The 17,745-nt window shown below is 68.4% G+C and carries 15 protein-coding genes and 1 rRNA gene; 10 read left to right on the top strand and 6 right to left on the bottom strand.

Annotated features, from left to right (window positions below; all coding sequences use genetic code 11):
- Positions 1 to 6 precede the first annotated feature (6 nt).
- The 3 genes from ABZ470_RS37610 to ABZ470_RS37600 all read right to left on the bottom strand — a co-directional run bounded on the left by ABZ470_RS37610 (position 7) and on the right by ABZ470_RS37600 (position 3,625).
- Positions 7 to 957 carry an ABC transporter permease gene (locus ABZ470_RS37610; RefSeq protein ID WP_362917544.1) on the bottom strand — a complete coding sequence of 317 codons (951 nt, stop codon included), beginning with the start codon at positions 955 to 957 and terminating at the stop codon, positions 7 to 9.
- Positions 950 to 1,888: an ABC transporter permease gene (locus tag ABZ470_RS37605; RefSeq protein WP_362917542.1), complete on the bottom strand. Its 939-nt coding sequence runs from the start codon at positions 1,886 to 1,888 to the stop codon at positions 950 to 952. Before ABZ470_RS37605 ends, ABZ470_RS37610 begins: the two co-directional genes overlap by 8 nt.
- A gap of 111 nt (positions 1,889 to 1,999) precedes the next feature.
- Positions 2,000 to 3,625, bottom strand: a complete 1,626-nt coding sequence (locus ABZ470_RS37600) for an ABC transporter substrate-binding protein (RefSeq protein WP_352014331.1) — start codon at positions 3,623 to 3,625, stop codon at positions 2,000 to 2,002.
- Positions 3,626 to 4,124: 499 nt separating this feature from the next.
- On the opposite strand from ABZ470_RS37600, the gene ABZ470_RS37595 reads away from it, so the two are divergent.
- From ABZ470_RS37595 to ABZ470_RS37580, 4 genes are all read left to right on the top strand, one after another.
- A complete protein-coding gene (locus tag ABZ470_RS37595) occupies positions 4,125 to 5,066 on the top strand; it encodes an ABC transporter permease (protein WP_352014332.1) in 942 nt (313 codons plus the stop codon).
- The gene (locus ABZ470_RS37590) at positions 5,059 to 5,910 is read left to right on the top strand and encodes an ABC transporter ATP-binding protein (RefSeq protein WP_362917539.1); all 852 of its coding nucleotides are present in this window, start codon (positions 5,059 to 5,061) and stop codon (positions 5,908 to 5,910) included. The genes ABZ470_RS37595 and ABZ470_RS37590 overlap by 8 nt, the downstream gene beginning before the upstream one ends.
- Before the next feature lie 73 nt (positions 5,911 to 5,983).
- Entirely contained in the window at positions 5,984 to 6,505 is a 522-nt protein-coding gene (locus ABZ470_RS37585; RefSeq protein ID WP_352014334.1) for a YbhB/YbcL family Raf kinase inhibitor-like protein, read from the top strand.
- 163 nt (positions 6,506 to 6,668) lie between these two features.
- Positions 6,669 to 6,866, top strand: a complete 198-nt coding sequence (locus ABZ470_RS37580; protein ID WP_352014335.1) for a hypothetical protein — start codon at positions 6,669 to 6,671, stop codon at positions 6,864 to 6,866.
- A gap of 73 nt (positions 6,867 to 6,939) precedes the next feature.
- On the opposite strand, the gene ABZ470_RS37575 is transcribed toward ABZ470_RS37580, so the two are convergent.
- The gene (locus ABZ470_RS37575) at positions 6,940 to 8,277 is read right to left on the bottom strand and encodes a lysine 2,3-aminomutase (RefSeq protein ID WP_362917537.1); all 1,338 of its coding nucleotides are present in this window, start codon (positions 8,275 to 8,277) and stop codon (positions 6,940 to 6,942) included.
- Between the two features lie 215 nt (positions 8,278 to 8,492).
- Between ABZ470_RS37575 and ABZ470_RS37570 the strand changes: the two genes are divergently transcribed.
- From ABZ470_RS37570 to ABZ470_RS37550, 5 genes are all read left to right on the top strand, one after another.
- Complete coding sequence (locus ABZ470_RS37570) at positions 8,493 to 9,092, top strand: DUF1707 domain-containing protein (RefSeq protein ID WP_352014337.1); 600 nt, start codon at positions 8,493 to 8,495, stop codon at positions 9,090 to 9,092.
- Between the two features lie 178 nt (positions 9,093 to 9,270).
- Positions 9,271 to 10,278 carry a phosphate acyltransferase PlsX gene (plsX, locus tag ABZ470_RS37565; RefSeq protein WP_362917710.1) on the top strand — a complete coding sequence of 336 codons (1,008 nt, stop codon included), beginning with the start codon at positions 9,271 to 9,273 and terminating at the stop codon, positions 10,276 to 10,278.
- Between the two features lie 61 nt (positions 10,279 to 10,339).
- Positions 10,340 to 12,703 (top strand): HAD-IC family P-type ATPase, encoded by a 2,364-nt coding sequence (locus tag ABZ470_RS37560; RefSeq protein WP_362917535.1) that lies wholly within the window; start codon positions 10,340 to 10,342, stop codon positions 12,701 to 12,703.
- Positions 12,700 to 14,427: an arginine--tRNA ligase gene (argS, locus tag ABZ470_RS37555; RefSeq protein WP_362779176.1), complete on the top strand. Its 1,728-nt coding sequence runs from the start codon at positions 12,700 to 12,702 to the stop codon at positions 14,425 to 14,427. Before ABZ470_RS37560 ends, argS begins: the two co-directional genes overlap by 4 nt.
- A 150-nt stretch (positions 14,428 to 14,577) precedes the next feature.
- Positions 14,578 to 15,900, top strand: coding sequence for a hypothetical protein (locus tag ABZ470_RS37550; protein WP_362917708.1), 1,323 nt, complete (start codon positions 14,578 to 14,580; stop codon positions 15,898 to 15,900).
- A 45-nt stretch (positions 15,901 to 15,945) separates the two neighbouring features.
- Here ABZ470_RS37550 and sepF read toward each other — a convergent pair whose 3' ends face one another.
- Positions 15,946 to 16,332, bottom strand: a complete 387-nt coding sequence (gene sepF / locus ABZ470_RS37545) for a cell division protein SepF (protein WP_352014340.1) — start codon at positions 16,330 to 16,332, stop codon at positions 15,946 to 15,948.
- 193 nt (positions 16,333 to 16,525) lie between these two features.
- Here sepF and ABZ470_RS37540 point away from each other — a divergent pair, with 193 nt between their 5' ends.
- On the top strand, positions 16,526 to 17,329 hold the full coding sequence (locus tag ABZ470_RS37540; RefSeq protein WP_362917533.1) for a PhzF family phenazine biosynthesis protein: 804 nt from the start codon (positions 16,526 to 16,528) through the stop codon (positions 17,327 to 17,329).
- A gap of 337 nt (positions 17,330 to 17,666) precedes the next feature.
- Here ABZ470_RS37540 and rrf read toward each other — a convergent pair.
- A 5S ribosomal RNA gene (gene rrf / locus ABZ470_RS37535) occupies positions 17,667 to 17,745 on the bottom strand; the annotation flags it as partial.

Genomic DNA, 17,745 nt, shown 5'->3' with positions numbered 1-17,745 from the left:
GCTTCCCTACCTCAGTTTCGGATCGAGGGCGTCGCGTACGGCGTCGCCCAGCATGACGAAGGCCAGCACGGTCAGGCTCAGGAACAGCGCCGGGAACAGCAACGGCTCCGGGGCCTCAAGGAAGCGCCTCCTGGCGTCGGAGATCATGAGCCCCCAGGAGATGTCGGGCGACTGGAGCCCGACCCCGATGAAGGAGAGCCCGGCCTCGGCCGCGACGAACGTCCCGAGGTTGATCGTGGCGACCACGATCACGGGGGCGATCGCGTTGGGCATGATGTGCCGGAACATGATCCGCCCCGCGGAGGCGCCGAGCGCCCGCGCGGCGAGCACGTACTCCTGCCCCTTCACCGTGATCACCGCCGCCCGGGTGATGCGGAACGTCATCGGCCAGGCCAGTACGGCCAGCGCCAGGACGACCGTCCAGACGCTTCCCGTGCGGAAGACCGACAGGATGAGCAGGGCGCCGAGGACCGAGGGGATCGCGAAGAAGATCTCGGTGACCCGGGACAGCAGGGCGTCGAGCGCCCCTCCCGCGAACCCGGCCAGCAGGCCGAGCAGGCCGCCGACCAGCGCGGTCAGGGCGGCGGTCGTCGCGCCGATCACCACCGAGTTGCGGGCGCCGTACACACTGCGGGCGTAGACGTCGCAGCCCTGGTTGTCGGTGCCGAACCAGTGCAGGTCGCCCACCCCCTGCCTGGCGTCCGACAGGTGGCAGGTCGCGGCGTTGTGCGGGTCGATCGAGGTGAACAGCCAGGGGAAGGCCGCCATCAGGAGGAAGGCGGCGATGACGAAGGCCGCGCCGACGAACATCGGCCGCCGCCGCAGGTCCTGCCAGGCGTCGCTCCACAGGCTCGCGGGCTTGGACGGCCCGCCCGCCGGCCCCGTGGGTGTGTCCCTGGCGTGCCTGCCGCCGGTCGACCCGCCTCGCCCCCTGCGCCCGGCCGCGGTCTCACTCATAGCGGATCCTCGGGTCGAGCACGGCGTAGAGCAGGTCGACGACCAGGTTCGCCAGGACGTAGATCAGCACCAGGAGCGTCACCACGCCCACGACGACGGGCTGTTCGCGCAGGGAGACCGAGGTGAACAGCTGCTGACCGATGCCGGGCAGGTTGAAGACCGTCTCGGTGATCACCGCGCCGCCCATCAGCGTGCCGAAGTCGGCGCCGAGATAGGTGATCAGCGGGATCAGCGCGTTGCGCAGCGCGTGCCTGCCGACGACCCGGCGCCGGGGCAGCCCCTTGGCGGTCGCGGTGCGGATGTAGTCGGCGCGCAGCGTCTCCACGAGGCTGGTCCTGGTGAGCCTGGTCAGGTAGGCGATCGAGGTCCCGGCGAGCACGAGGCCGGGCAGCAGGTAGCCGCGCCACCCCTCGGCCAGGCCCGCGACGGGGAAGAGGTCGAGCCCGGCCTGCTTGAGCCTGACGCCCAGCAGCAGTTGCAGCACGAAGCCGGTGACCAGGGGCGGGATGGAGATCAGTATCAGCGTGGCGGCCAGGACCAGCGAGTCCTGCGCCCTGCCGTGGCGCAGCGCGGCGTACAGGCCGAGGCCCACCCCGGCGAGCGCCTCCATGACCAGGGCCGTCATCGCCAGGTTGGCGGTCACCTGGAACCGGCCCGCCAGGATGTCGGAGACCGACCCGCCGGAGACCGTGACGCCCAGGTCGCCGTGGAACAGGCCGGTGAGGTAGTGCCAGTACTGCAGCAGGAACGGGTCGTCCAGGTGGTACCTCTCCCGCAGGACGGCGGCGATGTGCGGGTCCATCCGCTTGTCCCCGGCGAGCACCTCCACGGGGTCACCGGGCAGCGCGAAGACCACGGCGTAGACGAGCAGGGTCGCGCCAAGCAGGACAGGGATCGCCTGGACCAGGCGCCTGATGATGTAGCGGCCCATTCAGCCTCCGGTACGTACCACGTCGGGGACGCTCTTCCCGGGCCGGTCGCTCACACGGCGCCGGGACCCGTCAGGGCCGCTCCCGGCGCCGGGGAACGGCCCCGCCCTCTCTCAGCCGACCTTCTCGATCTTGTTCCACTCGACCAGGTTGATCAGGTTGATCTTCAGTCCCCTGATGCGCTGGGAGTAGGCCGCGTTGGTGCGGTAGTAGAAGATCGGGATGTACGGCAGTTCCCTGACCAGGATGTCGTCGGCCTGCTGGTAGTACCTCAGGCCGTCCTTCAGCGAGGTCGCGCCGTCGCCCTGGGTCAGCAGGTCGTCGAACTCCTTGTTCGACCAGCCCGCGTAGTTGGAACCGGTCTTGATGGCGTTGGTGGAGAAGACCGGGGTCAGGTAGTTCTCGACCGAGGGGTAGTCGATGAACCAGCCCATCCGGAACATGCCGCCGTAGTCCTTCTTGACCAGGCCGTCGAGGAGGATGGCGAACTTCTCGAACGTCTTGACCTTGACCTCGACGTCGAGGTTGGCGCGGAGGTTGTTGGCGATGGCCTCGATCCACTCCTTGTGCGCGCCGTCGGTGTTGTAGCCCAGCTCGATCAGCTTGGGGCCGTTGTTCTCCTCGTACTGGATCTTGGCCCTGGCGGGGTCGTAGGTGCAGGCCGCGCAGATGCCGGGGCGGTAGCCGTCCAGGAGGGGGTTGATGAAGTCGTCGGCCGGGGAGCGCGTCCCGGCGAAGACCGTCTCGGTGATCGTCTTGCGGTCGATCGCCATCGAGATGGCCTCGCGGACCTTGATGTTGGAGTAGGTGCTGTTGAACTGCAGCGGGAAGCCGATGTAGCCGATACCGGCGTCCGCCTGGTCGATGTAGCGCTCACCCAGCTCGGCCTTGGCGCTGGCGATCGCCGCGGGCGGCAGCGCGTCGTGGATGTCCAGCCCGCCGGAGCGCAGGTCGTTGAAGGCCGTCTCCGAGTCCGCGTAGATCTTGAACTGGAGCTTGTCGAACTTGGGCTTCGTGCCGGGGAAGCTGTCGTAGCGGGTCAGGTCGATCGTCTGGTCGACGCCCTTGTTGTACGGCCGGTCCATCTTGAAGTAGCCCTGGCCGATCGGCTGCTTGGCGTAGGTCTCGGTGACCTTGCCCTTGTCGTCGAAGGCGGCCTTGGGCAACGGGTAGAAGGCGACGTAGCCGAGCATCGTCTTGAACTGGGAGAACGGCTTGCTCAGCGTGACCTGGAGGGTGTGCTCGTCAAGGGCCTTGAGGCCCCGCATCGCCTTGACGGTGACCGGCTTGCCCTCCGGCGGGTTCAGGTCCTCCCAGCCCTCGATGCGGCTGAAGAAGCTGTTGGCGCCCTGGGCGTTGTCGCGGTTGGCGGCGTAGTTCCACGCGTCGACGTAGTTCTCGGCGATCAGCGGTTCGCCGTTGTGCCAGGTGTAGCCCGACTTGAGCACGATCTTCCAGACCCGGCTGTCGCTGGTCTTGATGGAGTCGGCGACGTTGTTGACGACCTGCTTGTCGTCGTTGTAGCTCACCAGCGGGGCGAAGACCGCGCCGAGCACCTCGGCGCCCTCGGTCTCGATGGTGTCGCCCGGGTAGAACGGTTTCTGTGGCTCGGCGATCCGCATACGTACCGGCGGATCGCCCGCCGCCGTGCCCGTCGCCCCCTGTCCGCCACACGCGGCCAGGCCGAGAGCGAGCAGCGCGATACCAGCGATGACCTGTGCGCCCTTAGTAACGCGCATTACGGTGTTTCCTCCCTTTGCAGGCGGCGCCGCCGCGGACTACCGAAGCCCGCGCGACCGGCGGAGGATCTCGTGCCCTCCGCTCCCGCCGTCCCGGCTGACGCGCCGACGTCACACCGGTCGGACGCGACTATCCCGTACCGCTCCACACCGAGTTGTCTCTGTGATGTTGCAGTTCGGTCACGTACACGTCCGGCGGATGCCGTACGGCCGCCAACTGGCCCAGCCCAACTTCACAGCAGGATATAAAGCCGACATAGAGTCATATGCGATACGGGAAGGGTCACGCAAAAATACCCTCGCGTCCAGGATGCTCGCGTTCATCGCCCACGGGTGGGCCGCGGCTGGGCTAACGTTGGCGAGGTCGCGGGGGGTTCGAGGCTCCGGCGGCGAACCGCACAATTGCCCTGGAACCTCTTTCTCGGAGATCCCGTCCAATGTGTGCGGCGGACCACCGCCGCAGGCACCCCATCCACCCGCATCCAATAGAGTCCTTGCCATGAGCCAGCCGGAATCCGCGATCGCGGACGCCCAGGCGGGCGGCCCGAGTAACGGCACCCCTGCCAAGCCGCAGGAGCCGCTGGCCAAGCTCGCCGAGCGTTACGGACTTCGGCGTGCCATCGCACGCCCTCGTCTGACCGTCTACCTACGCCAACTGTGGGAACGACGGCACTTCGTCATGACGTACGCGACCTCGCGCAACGTCTCGAAGTACAGCACCTCAGCCCTGGGCCAACTCTGGCAGGTCCTGACGCCCCTGCTCAACGCGGCGATCTACTGGCTGATGTTCGGCGTGATCCTGGGCGCCCGGGGCAACATGGACCCCAACGTCTACATCGCCTTCCTCGTCACCGGGGTGTTCGTCTTCACCTACACCCAGCGCTCGGTGACCAGCGGTGCGAAGTCGATCTCCGGAAACCTGTCGCTCATCCGTGCCCTGCACTTCCCCAGGGCCGCGCTTCCCCTGGCCTACACGATCCAGGAGTTCCAGCAGGTCCTGATCTCCATGGGCGTGCTGATGGTGCTCGTGCTGGTCACCGGCCAGCCGATCACCTGGATGTGGCTGCTGATCCCGGTCGCCCTGCTGCTGCAGACGATGTTCAACATCGGCGCCAGCATGGTCCTGGCCAGGGTCGGCTCGACCGCACGTGACCTGAACCAGCTGCTGCCCTTCATCACGCGCACCTGGCTCTACGCCTCCGGGGTGTTCTTCTCCATCCAGGACAGGGTCGTCGCCCAAGGACACATGCCCCAGTGGATCGCCGACCTCATGTACTTCAACCCGGCGGCCTCCTACATCGAACTGATGCGCGACCTGCTCATCCAGTTCCACCCCACCCGCCCCTGGGTGTGGTTCACCTGCATATTCTGGGCACTGTTCGCCCTGATCGGTGGCTTCTGGTACTTCTGGCGAGCCGAGGAGAAGTACGGCCGTGGCTGAGTTGACCGAGGAGCTGCCCCAAGTGAAGGCCGACAAGCCTGCCGTCCCCAGCACGGACGTCAGAGTGCATCCCGCTCCGGAGAAGGCTCCACACCCCCGCGCGGGCACCCCGACGGTCATCGTGGACGACCTGCACATCATCTACCGCGTGTACGGCGCGGCCTCGGACAGCGAGAAGGGCAACGCCGCCAACGCCCTGATGCGCCTGGTCAAGCGCCAGGGAAGGCCGGAGATGAAGGAGGTGCACGCCGTACGGGGAGTGTCCTTCGTCTCCTACCACGGCGACGCCATCGGCATCATCGGCCGCAACGGCTCGGGCAAGTCGACACTGCTGCGCGCCATCGCCGGACTGCTGCCGCCGCACTCGGGCGCGGTCTACACCGACGGCCAGCCCTCCCTGCTCGGCGTCAACGCCGCGTTGATGCGCGAACTGACCGGCGAGCGCAACATCGTCCTCGGCTGCTACGCCATGGGCATGACCCCCTCCCAGGTCAAGGAGAGGTACGACGACATCGTCGACTTCTCCGGCATCGGAGAGTTCGTCCAGTTCCCCATGTCCACCTACTCCTCGGGCATGGGCGCCAGGCTCCGCTTCGCCATCGCCTCGGCCAAGGCCCACGACGTGCTGCTCATCGACGAGGCCCTGGCGACCGGCGACCGCGAGTTCAAGCGCAAGAGCCAGGAGCGCATCATGCAGATGCGCGAGGAGGCGGGCACCGTCTTCCTCGTCGCCCACAACCTCGACGTGATCGAGGAGACCTGCAACCGCGTCATCTGGCTGCACAAGGGCAAGATCAAGATGGACGGCGACCCCAAGACGGTCCTCGCCGCCTACAACGCCTGAGACACCTATGTGATCACCTGACAGGGCAGGATGAGGAGCGACCAAGAACTACGCTCCCATCGGAGGTGAATCCGTGTCCTCGCGGCCACCGATTCCTTATGAGTTCCTGCCCCAGGTTCCCGCGCTGACCGTCGAGAGTGACGACGTCCGCGACGGCGAGACCCTGTCCCTGACCCACGTGTTCGACCGGTGGGGGTCCAACGGGCAGAACGTCTCTCCGCACCTGCGCTGGTCGGGCGCCCCGGAGGGCACCCTCAGCTACGCGGTGACCTGTTTCGACCCCGACGCCCCCACCGGCAGCGGGTTCTGGCACTGGCTGCTGTTCGACATCCCCGCCGACGTGACCGAGCTGCCCGCGGGCGCGGGTGGCCCGGACACCACCTTCGGCGTGCACGGCCGCAACGACTACTCCATCAACGCCTACGGCGGCGCCGCCCCGCCGCCCGGCTGGCCGCACCGTTACGTCTTCGCGGTGCACGCCCTGGACGTGGAGAAGCTCGACGTGAGCCCCGACTCCCCGCCCGCGGTCGTCGGCTTCAACATCACCGCCCACACCGTGGCCCGCGGCTACATCGCCCCGGTCTACGAGAACTGACCCGTCCCCAGGCGGGCACCGGCGTGTCGCGTCACGACCGCCGGCGTCCCGCCTGGTCGGCGGCGCGCCACCTCGGGACGAGCCACACCGGACGGCAATTGACGGACATCGTGATCGACGTTCCGCTATGATTCGAACGTTGTTTCGATCCGAGGAAGTCGTCATGGAGTGGGAGCGCGCGATGCGAGAGTTGTCGGCCGCGATCGACCACCTGGCCACAGAGGACCCGTCCGAGATTCCACGCCTGCAACTCGCCGAGCAGCTCATCGAGCTGCACTGGCAGATGGCCAGGCTCCAGGCCCAGATCGCCCGCCGTACCTCCGTCCGCCCCCCGCGCCCCCAGGACCCGCAGAACCTCTGATCCACCGCGGAAAGCGATCAACACGGAGGGCTGCGGGAAACGCACCGGCCGGAAACCCCTTCCGGCCGACCGATCAGGCCGTCAACCGCCGGGCCAGGGGCACGCGCTCGGCCAGTGAGGGTTCGAAGGGGAAGCGGTCGGCGAACGCGGGGCGCAGATCGGTCAGCCAGACCGCCTTCGGGTCATACTCCGCGAAGAAGGGCTGTCCGACCAGACCGGGGTCACGCGCCTGGATGAGGTGGAGCACGAAGACCTTCCTGCCCTCGACCTCCGTGACACCGTCCACGCACACCTTGCCCGGCGTCGCCGACATGGACGGCCCCCGCACCGTACGGCACAGCCCCGAGACGCTCGCGTAGGCGTCCCTGAAGATCTCGTACCCCCTGGCCAGGGGAACCGCGAAGTAGTCCTGGGGCCCCGTGTCCCGCTCGACGAACATGTAGTACGGCACCATGCCCATCGTCTGCTGGGCACGCCACATGGACGCCCAGGTCTCGGGGTGGTCGTTGATGGACCTGATCAGCGGGGCCTGGGTCCTCACCACCGCGCCCGTCGCACGGATCCGCTCGACGGCGGTCCTGACGACGGGCGGCTCCATCTCGCGGGGGTGCGAGAAGTGCGCCATGAAGGCCAGGTTCTTGCCGGCCTCGACCACGGAGGCGAACAGGCGCAGCGTGTCGTCGGCGTCCGGATCGGACACGAAGCGCTGCGGCCAGTAGGCCAGCGACTTGGTGCCGATGCGGATCGACTCCAACTGCTCAAGGTCGAGCAACGGCTCCAGATAGCGCCTGAGCACCGGCTCCCCCATGATCATGGGGTCGCCGCCGGTGATCAGCACCCCGGTCACCTCGGGGTGCTCCTTCAGGTAGCCGACCAGGCTCGCGACGTCACCCGAGGCGAACTTCAGGTCGGGCTCGCCGATGAACTGGGCCCATCGGAAGCAGTAGGTGCAGTAGGCGTGGCAGGTCTGTCCTTGTTTGGGGAAGAAGAGGACGGTCTCTGGATATTTGTGCTGCATTCCAGGCACCGGGTCGTTCCCGACACGGGGGACGTTGAGGTTGAGCTGCCCCGCGGGATGCGGGTTGAGCCGCTGCCTGACCTCGTGCGCCGCGGCCTGGACCTCTCCCTGGGGAGCCTCCTCCCTCAGCAGGGTGGCCAGCCGGGAGACGTCGGCCTCGGGCAGCATGTCCGGCTGGGGGAAGACCAGCCGGTAGAGGGGGTCGTCGGGCGCCGCCGCCCAGTCGATGAGCTCGTCGACCACGTAGGCGTTCGTGCGAAAGGGCAGCACGGTCGCGACCGCCCTGACCCGGATCCGGCTCTCCTCGTCGAGTCCGGCCCGTCGCAACAGGCCGTCGAGGTGTTTCGCGGTGTAGGCGCGAAACCCGCGCACCACGCTCTCTTGTACGCTCACTAAGTTTTACCTCCGATTTTTGTTGCTTTTGACGTAAACCTCTCCCGCTTCTCGCGCGTCGTTGGCGCTTATATACCCGGACGTAACCAGCTCAGCGGCCGGTTCCCCGGTTCGTCATTTCTTTGCCATCCACCATCGCGATATATCTCGAATAGTCGTACAATCGCCCCATGACCTCCCCAGAACCCACATCTCGGTTCGCTCCCCTGTCCCCCATGTCACGGGACCCCGGCCTCAACGGCGCCAACGGCGCCGGCCCCACCCTGCGCGCCTCAGACGCCGACCGCGACCAGGTGGCGACCGTACTGGCCGAGGCCCTCGCCTCGGGGCGCCTCACCAGCGTCGAGCACGCCGACCGTCTTGAGGCGACCTACTCCGCCGTCACGGTCGGCGAACTCGCCCCGATCATCCACGACCTGCCGGAGGTCACGACCCCGTCCGGCGGTCTGGGCGCCCAGAACCAGGAGGTCAGCGCGGTCTTCAGCAAGGTCGTCAGGAGCGGCCGGTGGATCGCGGGCCGCCACACGAAGCTGTCCTCCACCTTCGGCGCGCTGATCGTCGACCTGTCCGACGCGGTACTGCCCGGCCGGGAGATCACCCTGGAGGTCACCTCCCTGTTCGGCAAGCTGATCGTCAGGGTTCCCGAGAACGCCCACGTCATCGACGAGGTCGGCGCGCTGTTCGCCAAGCGCGGCATCTCCGGCGGGGTCGGCTCCGGCAACGGCCCCGTCATCAGGGTCACCGGCAAGGCGACCTTCGGTAAGATCATCGTCTCCAGGGAGCGAAGCGACTGGAACCTCCCGGACAGGCCCTAGCCCCTCCGTGAGAGGCCTGGGAAACACGCCCCGGTCCCCCCGACTGCGTCGTTCACCACGGAGCACGCCTACGATGCGGACAAACCATCCCGCACGAGGTGACCGCTTGCCCGAAACCGAGGCTCCCCGCGCCGCAGCGGCCGCCCCGCACGCCTCCTCACATGCCGCTTCGCAGGACATGGCGCCCATAGCCCTCGACGCGATGGGCGGCGACCACGCTCCCCACGAGATCGTGGCGGGAGCCGTACAGGCCGTCAGGGAGCACGGGATCGGCGTGGTGCTCGTCGGCGCGCCGCGCCCCCTCCAGGAGGCGCTCTCCCTCCACGACGCGACCGCCGAGATCCCGATCGTCCGCGCCGAGGAGGCGCTCGCCATGGACGAGGGCGCCCTGGCCAGCCTGCGCCGCCCCCGCTCCAGCATCGCCGTCGCCTGCCACCTCGTACGGCGCGGCGAGGCGTCGGCCGTGGTCTCCGCCGGATCGACCGCGGGCATCGTGGCCACCGGCAAGCTCAGGCTCCGTGGCCAGCAGGGAGTGCTCAGACCGGCCATCGCCGTCGCCCTGCCGACCCTGCCCTTCCCGACCATCCTGCTGGACGCCGGGGCGAACGCCGAGGTCAAGCCGGAGATGCTCGTGCAGTTCGCCCACCTCGGCGCGGCCTACGCCGAGACCGCGCTGCGGATCGAGGACCCCAGGATCGGCCTGCTGACCATCGGTAGCGAACCGGAGAAGGGCAACAAGCTCGTCAAACGGGCCCACGAACTGCTCTCCGCCGCCCCCGGCCTGAACTTCACCGGCAACGTCGAGGGCCACGACCTGCTCACCGGAACCGTCAACGTCATCGTCACCGACGGATTCACCGGCAACGTCGCGCTCAAGACCATGGAGGGCAGCGTCCGCTACGCCTTCGCCGAACTGCGCGGGACGATCCAGGAGAGCCCCGTCGCCAGGGTCGGCGGCATGCTGCAACGCGGCCGCATCAAGCGGTTGCAGCGCCGTCTCGACCCCGAGGTGCACGGCGGCGCCGTACTGCTCGGCCTGAACGGCACGGTGGTCATCGCGCACGGCGCCTCCCAGGCCACCGGCGTGAGCGCCGCGTGCGTGCTGGCGGCGGAGCTGGCCAGAACCGGCGTGGTCGGCCGCGTCGGCGAACGCCTGGCCGCGCACCGTCCCCATCGTCTGTGGTGACGCCCCAGGCGTTCCTCATCCCCGTATGGTGGGATTCGCACCGACCTCGGGGGGACGACACGTGGAGCAGCTGGCCGACCGAGGGCTGACCACGGCCGAAATCGCCGAACGCACGGCCCGGGGACAGGTCAACGAGGTGAGCAGGCGGTCGAGCAGGTCGCTGTCGGCGATCGTCCGCGCCAACGTCCTCACCCTGTTCAACGCGGTGATCGCCGCGCTCTGGGTCCTGATCATGATCTTCGGACAGTGGCAGGACGGCCTCTTCGGGCTGGTGATCGTCGCCAACTCCGCGATCGGCATCGTCCAGGAGTTACGGGCCAAGCGCACCCTCGACCGGCTCGCCGTCGTCAACGAGGCCCCGGTCAGGGTCAGAAGGAACGGCGCGGAGACCGAGATCCCGCCCAGGAAGGTCGTGCTCGGCGACCTGATCCTGCTCTGCCCCGGCGACCGCCTGCTGGTCGACGGCGAGATCACGGGCTCCGGCGGCCTGGAGATCGACGAATCCCTGCTCACCGGGGAGGCCGACCCGGTGCACAAGGCCGTCGGCGACCAGGTGCTCTCCGGCAGCTTCGTGGTCGCGGGCACCGGGTCCTATGTCGCGACCAAGGTCGGTGACGACGCCTACGCCGCCAAACTCGCCCAGGAGGCCAGCGCCTTCGGCCTGGCGCACTCCGAACTGCGCGCGGGTGTCACCAGGTTCATCAAGTACATCACCTGGCTGGTCGTCCCCATCGGCATGCTGCTCACCTGGAGCCAGCTCAACAAGGCGGAGGACTTCGGCCAGGCCGTCACCGGCGCCGTCGCGGGCATCGTCACCATGATCCCCGAAGGGCTGGTGCTGATGACGAGCATCGCCTTCGCCGTCGGCGTCGTCCGGCTCGGCCGCCGCCGCTGCCTGGTCCAGGAACTCCCCGCGATCGAGATCCTGGCCCGGGTCGACGTGCTCTGCCTCGACAAGACCGGCACCCTCACCGCGGGCGGCATGAACCTGGCCGAGGTGCGTTCCCTCGCCGACGACCCGCTCACCCCCTCGCTCACCACTGAGGCCCTGGCCGCGCTCGCCAACCTGGAGGAGACCCCCAACCCGACCGTCCAGGCCATCAGGGTCGCCCACCCCGCCCCGTCCGGCTGGCACGCGACCACGACCGTCCCCTTCTCCTCGGCCCGCAAGTGGAGCGGAGCGGAGTTCGCCGGCAAGGGCGCCTGGGTCCTCGGCGCCGCCGACGTCCTGCTCACCCCCGAGACCCCCGGGTACGGCCAGGCCGCCGACCTGGCCGCGACCGGCCTGCGCGTGCTCGCCCTCGGCAGGGTCGCCACCCTGAACGACCCCGTGGGCTCCGTCGAGCCCCGGGCCCTCGTCGTGCTCGAACAGCGCATCCGCCCCGAGGCCGCCGACACCCTGCGCTACTTCGCCGAACAGGGTGTCGCCATAAAGATCATCTCGGGGGACAACCCCGAGTCCGTCTCCGCCATCGCCACCGCTCTCGGCGTCCCCGGCGGGCGCGACGCGGTCGACGCCCGCACTCTGCCGGAGGACGACCCGGACAAACTCTCCGAGATCCTCGACACGAACACCGTCTTCGGCCGGGTGACCCCGCACCAGAAACGGCTCTTCGTCAGCGCCCTGCAGTCCAGGGGCCACACGGTCGCGATGACCGGCGACGGCGTCAACGACGTCCTGGCCCTCAAGGACGCCGACCTCGGTGTGGCGATGGGCTCCGGCAGCGGCGCGACCAGGGCGGTCGCCCAGATCGTGTTGATGGACGACGACTTCACCAGCCTGCCCTCCGTGGTCGGCGAGGGCAGACGGGTGCTGGCCAACATCGAACGCGTCTCCAGCCTCTTCCTCACCAAGACCTTCTACGCGCTCGTCCTGTCGCTGCTCGCAGGAATCTTCGGGCTCGCCTTCCCGTTCACCCCCCGGCACTCCACGCTGGTCAACGCGCTGACCATCGGTGTCCCCGCCTTCTTCCTCGCGCTCGCGCCGAGCAGCGAACGGGCCAAACCGGGGTTCGTGCCCCGGGTGCTCCGCCTGGCGATCCCCTGGGGAGTGGTCTGCGCGCTGGCCGTCCACCTGTCGTACCTCCTGGCCGAGACCCGCGGCGCGACCCCGGAGGAGAGCCGTACCGCGGCCGTCATCACCCTCTTCCTGGTGACCTGGTGGGCGCTGGTCCTGATCGCCAGGCCGTACCTGTGGTGGCGCGTCACACTGGTCGGGGCCATGATGGTGCTGTTCGCGCTGTCCCTCGCCGTACCGTTCACCCGCGAGTTCTTCGCGCTCACCCTCAGCGACCCCGCCGACGACGTGGTCTCGATCGCGATCAGCGTGGTCGCCGCGCTCGCCCTGACGATCGTCTTCCGGGTCATGCGACCGGTCGATAAATCGCCGGTTCAGGACAGACCAACCGATACCCTTGAGGTATGACCGACCCGCAACTCGTGCTCACCGAGCGCGTCCAGCAGGCGCTGGGCGCCGCCTTCGGTGCTGAGTACACCGACGCAGACCCGCTGATCCGTCCCTCGCAGTTCGCCGACTACCAGGCGAACGTCGCGATGAGTCTGAGCAAGCGACTGCGACGAGCCCCGCGGGAGGTCGCCCAGGAGATCGCCGACCGGCTCACCGACTTCCCCGGCACCGTCGAGGTCAGCGGCCCCGGCTTCCTGAACATCACCCTCTCCGACGACTGGATCACCGCCCAGGCCAACGAGTCGCTCGCCGACCCGCGCACGGGCGTGGCCCTGACCGGCTCCCCGCAGACCGTGGTCATCGACTACTCCGCGCCGAACGCCGCCAAGGAGATGCACGTCGGCCACCTGCGCACGACCATCGTCGGCGACGCGCTGGCCCGTGTCCACGAGCACATCGGCAACCGGGTCGTCCGGCAGAACCACCTGGGTGACTGGGGCACCCCCTTCGGCATGCTCATCGAGCACCTGCTCGACATCGGCGAGAAGGCCGCCGTCGCCCAGCTGGAGGCGGGCGAGGGCAACGCCTACTACCAGGCGGCCAGGGCCAAGTTCGACTCCGACCCGGAGTTCAACCAGCGCGCCCGCTCCCGGGTCGTCACCCTCCAGGCCGAAGAGCCGGAGACCATGCGGCTGTGGCACATCTTCATGAACGCCACCGTCCGCTACTTCAACAAGGTCTACACCCAGCTCGGCGTCACGCTGACCGACGACGACATCGCCGGCGAGAGCATGTACAACCCCGTGCTCGCCCAGGTCTGCGACGAGCTCCAGGAGCGCGGCATCGCCGTCGTCAGCGACGGCGCGCTGTGCGTCTTCCCGCCCGGCTTCACCGGGCGCGAGGGCCAGCCGCTCCCCTTCATGATCCGCAAGAGCGACGGCGGGTACGGCTACGCCACCACCGACATGGCCACGATCCGCTACCGCGTCCAGGACCTCAAGGCCGACCGGCTCCTCTACGTGATCGGCGCGACCCAGGCCCAGCACATGTCGATGCTGTTCGCCTCCGCCAAGATCGCCGGATGGCTGCCCGACCACGTCCACGCGGAGCACGTCCAGATCGGCAGCGTGCTCGGCAGCGACGGCAAGATGTTCAAGACCCGTAGCGGCGAGTCGGTCAAACTCCTCGAACTCCTCAACGAGGCAGAGGTCCGCGCCGCCGAGGTCATCCGCGACAGCGACTACGGCGACGAGGAGCGCAGGGAGATCGCCCACGCCGTCGGCATAGGCGCGGTCAAGTACGCCGACCTGTCGGTCAGTCACGACAGCGAGTACGTCTTCGACTTCGACCGCATGCTCGCCCTGACCGGCAACACCGGCCCCTACCTGCAGTACGCCCAGGCGCGGATCCGCTCCATCTTCCGCAAGGGCGAGGTCGACCCGGCGCAGGCGACCGGTCCGATCGTCATCGGCCACCCGGCCGAACGGGCCCTGGCGCTGCGACTGCTCGGGTTCGGTGCCGCCGTCGCGGAGATGGCCGAAAGCTCCGCTCCGCACAAGCTCGCCGCCTACCTCTTCGACACCGCCAGCGCCTTCACGACGTTCTTCGAGAACTGCCCCGTCCTGAAGAGCGACGTCGACCCGGCCGTGCGCGCCTCCCGGCTCGCCCTGTGCGCCCTCACCCTGCGTGTCCTGGACACCGGTCTGGGCCTGCTCGGCGTCCCGGTACCCGACCGTATGTGAGCCGTTCCGCCGGATGATCACCTCGATTCGGCAAATCGAGGTGATCATCCGGCAAAGTTCGATTCGGCGCGCCTCCCGAGGGGGATGACCGAATCGCACTACGCTGGCGCGGTCATCGGTCACAACTTCGGAGAGTTCTCTGCCTTGAGCATGGACCTGACCGCGAACCCTCACGCCAAGACGGAGTTGCACCGCTACGCCGAGGCGCTCCTGACGAACCTGGCCGCCGACGCCACCTGCTCCACGATTCCCGCCCCCACGAGCTCGACGAACGTTCCCGGCTACTGGCTGTCCCCCGCCGTCGAGGCCCTGCTGCTCCTCCTGCGGGGACAGGACGCCGTCGAACCGCTCGGCCGCGCCGCCCAACTCGACGATCGGCGCACCGCCCTGTTCCTGTGTCTCTCCCTGGCCCTGTGCGGGCAGGGCGAACGCATCCACGCCTCCTGGATGGGCACCGCCTTCGGCGAACTGTCCCTCGACCGTCCGGTGTCCCACGGCCAGCGCGCGCTCTGGCTCGCCGCCGCCCAGGGGGCGTACGGCCCGGCGGGCAAGATCTTCGTGCTCCGCAAACTCGACGCGGTCGCCGTACCCTCACGATCCGAACCCGCCAGATGGTTGAGCGCGCTGACCCCGCACGAACCGTCGATGGTCGTGCCGCCCTCGCTGGTCGACTTCCCCGAACTGGCCGAGTTCCCCGAGTTGGCGCAGCCGGTCCAGGCCTCCGCCCAGCTCACCCGCCTGCTCGGCCGCTGCACCGAGATCACCACGACCAGGGCCGCCGGCACGGGCCGTACGTCACGCGCCCTGTGGTCGGCGGAGGAGACCCTGACCGTACTGCGTGGCCTGGTGCGGCCGGAGCGCGTCGTGAAGGGGCCGCAGCGGCCGGAGAAGCCGCTCACCGAGCACCTGCTGGACGACCTGCGACCCTCCTCCGACCCGGCCCTCGCGGCCATCGCGCTGCACGTCGCCGCGCCGATCGTACGGACCGCCGCGGAGAGCCTGACCAGGGCCACGCAGGTGGCGCCGCCCGAGTCGGTCTCCATCCCGCTTCTCGGTCACCGGGTGATCCTGCGGCCCTCGGGTCCCGACCCCGAATCCCTGGCCGCCGCCGAACGGCACATCGCCGTGGAAGGCGTGCAGACCCTGGGCAAGCCCTGGCTCGCCTACTCCCTGCTGGCCCTGGCGGTGACCGCCCTGGTCGTCGCGGCCGTCACCCCGGCCACGCTGCCCTCCGCCGTGCTGGCGCTACTGCTGGCCGCGGGAGGGGCGCACCAGCTCTGGTCGCGCCGCCGACGTGAGCGGGCGGACGCCGAATATGTCACGAAGCAGCTCTCCGAGCTGCGGGAACTGGCCGACGGCGCGGTGTGGGCCCTGCACGAGTACGCCCGTGAGGCCGACAAACGCGCCCAGGGAGCCACCTCCGACCTGGCGGAACTCACCCGCCTGCTGCGCAGGGGCCCCCGGGCCGCCTAGCCGTACGGCCTCACACGACCCGGGGCACCGCTGTGACTTCGGGGATCAGGCGGTGGTGATCTCCACATCCGCGGGGGCCAGCAGGAAGACTTTCTCCGCGATGCGCTCGATGTGCCCCTCGCAGCCGTAGGCCAGCCCCGCCGCGAAGTCCACCATTCTTGTGGCTTCCGCGGTGCTCATGCAATTGACATCCATGATGACGGTCTGGCCTTCACGGAAGTGCTTGCCGATGATCGGAGCGTCGTTGTACTTACGCGGAGTGAGCATGACGATGCGGGAGGGCTCGACGACGGCACGCCAGCGCTTGGCCGCACGCTCCGAGGCCGGCTGCCAGTCCTCGCCCTCGACCTCGTCCTCGTAGTCGTAGGCCTCGTCGTAGTCCTCAGCTCCACCCAGCCCCAGGTAGCTCGCCACCTTACGCACTGCCCCCATCGGCTTGTCCTTTCCTACAGGACCGCGCCGTACTCGGCCTGTCCCTACAACCTTGGACGTTAACCGACGAAGTAAGGTTCGCCGCGCGACACGCCCAGCGCATATTCCCACTTTGTACGGCTAGCGCACCGGTCCTGTCTGGCCTCTCTACCCGCTTTGGGCTGCTTATCTCCCACATGGCTAGAGTTACGCCATGCATATATACACAGTTGATTCGTTTACTGATCAATTTTTCAAGGGCAACCCGGCGGGGGTCTGTATACTCGATAACCCCACGCCGGACGGCTGGATGCAGGACCTCGCCGCGGAGATGCGGCACTCCGAGACCGCGTTCCTGCTCGGCGGGCAGCCCGGCGAGCCGTACTCCCTGCGTTGGTTCACGCCGAAGACCGAGGTTGATCTTTGCGGTCACGCGACGCTGGCCGCGGCGCATGTGCTCTACTCCACCGGGCCCGCGCCGGACACCCTCAGGTTCAGCACCAGGAGCGGAATCCTGTCCACGACCAGGGAGAACAACGGCCTGATCAGCATGGACTTCCCCGGTAAGACCCTTGAGGAGGTCTCCCCTCCCGAAGGGCTACTGGAGGCACTCGGGGTCGAGCCCCGGTGGGTCGGTAAGAACGTCTGGGACTATCTGGTCGAGGTCGAGTCCGAGGAGGCGGTACGGGCCGCCTCTCCCGACCTCCGCGCGCTGGAGGCCGTGGACGCGAGAGGGATCATCGTCACGGCCCAAGCATCGCAGCCTGGCGTGGACTACGTCTCCCGGTTTTTCGCCCCCCGGGTCGGCATCCCGGAGGACCCGGTGACCGGTTCGGCCCACTGTGCTCTGGCGCCTTGGTGGTCGAGCCGGCTCGGCTCGGACACGTTGCTCGGCGCCCAGCTGTCCGAGCGTGGCGGCCTGGTTCGCACGACCGTACGGGGAGACCGGGTGGAGCTGGCCGGGCGAGCGGTAACCGTCCTGTCCGGCGAACTCCACGCCCTCCCGCCCCGCTCCTGAAACAAAAAAAGGGGCAGCTACCGCCGCCCCTCAAACACCCACACGCACCCCAAAGCCAGGCATACACAAAAAAGGAGGGCAGCTCCCGTCACCTCCACGCCCTGCCTGGAACACAACCCCACCACACCAAAAACCCCAGGGAACCCAGAACCAACCCCGCGGGGAACCCCACACAAAAAAGGGGCGGCCTTCGCCACCCCACACCCAGGAAACAACCCCAACAGCCACACACAAAAAACGGGGGGCGGCCCCCAGCCACCCCACCTACGCACGCACCCCTGAAAAACAACAAAAAAAGGGGGGCCACCCCGAAAGGATGACCCCCCCACAAAAGATTGTCCGGCGGCGACCTACTCTCCCACACCGTCCCCGGTGCAGTACCATCGGCGCTGAAGAGCTTAACTTCCGGGTTCGGA

Source organism: Streptosporangium sp. NPDC020072, assembly GCF_040631445.1.
Taxonomy (GTDB): domain Bacteria; phylum Actinomycetota; class Actinomycetes; order Streptosporangiales; family Streptosporangiaceae; genus Streptosporangium.
The sequence above is the reverse complement of the archived record's forward strand: the minus strand, read 5'-3'. Positions and strand labels throughout refer to the sequence as shown.

Bases quoted from the DNA above. Each gene is read 5' to 3' on its own strand.
- ABZ470_RS37580 (WP_352014335.1), top strand. From the start codon at position 6,669: ATGGAGTGGGAGCGCGCGATGCGAGAGTTGTCGGCCGCGATCGACCAC.
- ABZ470_RS37570 (WP_352014337.1), top strand. From the start codon at position 8,493: ATGTCACGGGACCCCGGCCTCAACGGCGCCAACGGCGCCGGCCCCACC.
- plsX (WP_362917710.1), top strand. From the start codon at position 9,271: ATGGCGCCCATAGCCCTCGACGCGATGGGCGGCGACCACGCTCCCCAC.
- ABZ470_RS37605 (WP_362917542.1), bottom strand. From the start codon at position 1,888: ATGGGCCGCTACATCATCAGGCGCCTGGTCCAGGCGATCCCTGTCCTG.
- ABZ470_RS37600 (WP_352014331.1), bottom strand. From the start codon at position 3,625: ATGCGCGTTACTAAGGGCGCACAGGTCATCGCTGGTATCGCGCTGCTC.
- argS (WP_362779176.1), top strand. From the start codon at position 12,700: ATGACCGACCCGCAACTCGTGCTCACCGAGCGCGTCCAGCAGGCGCTG.
- ABZ470_RS37550 (WP_362917708.1), top strand. From the start codon at position 14,578: ATGGACCTGACCGCGAACCCTCACGCCAAGACGGAGTTGCACCGCTAC.
- ABZ470_RS37595 (WP_352014332.1), top strand. From the start codon at position 4,125: ATGAGCCAGCCGGAATCCGCGATCGCGGACGCCCAGGCGGGCGGCCCG.
- ABZ470_RS37610 (WP_362917544.1), bottom strand. From the start codon at position 957: ATGAGTGAGACCGCGGCCGGGCGCAGGGGGCGAGGCGGGTCGACCGGC.
- ABZ470_RS37540 (WP_362917533.1), top strand. From the start codon at position 16,526: ATGCATATATACACAGTTGATTCGTTTACTGATCAATTTTTCAAGGGC.
- sepF (WP_352014340.1), bottom strand. From the start codon at position 16,332: ATGGGGGCAGTGCGTAAGGTGGCGAGCTACCTGGGGCTGGGTGGAGCT.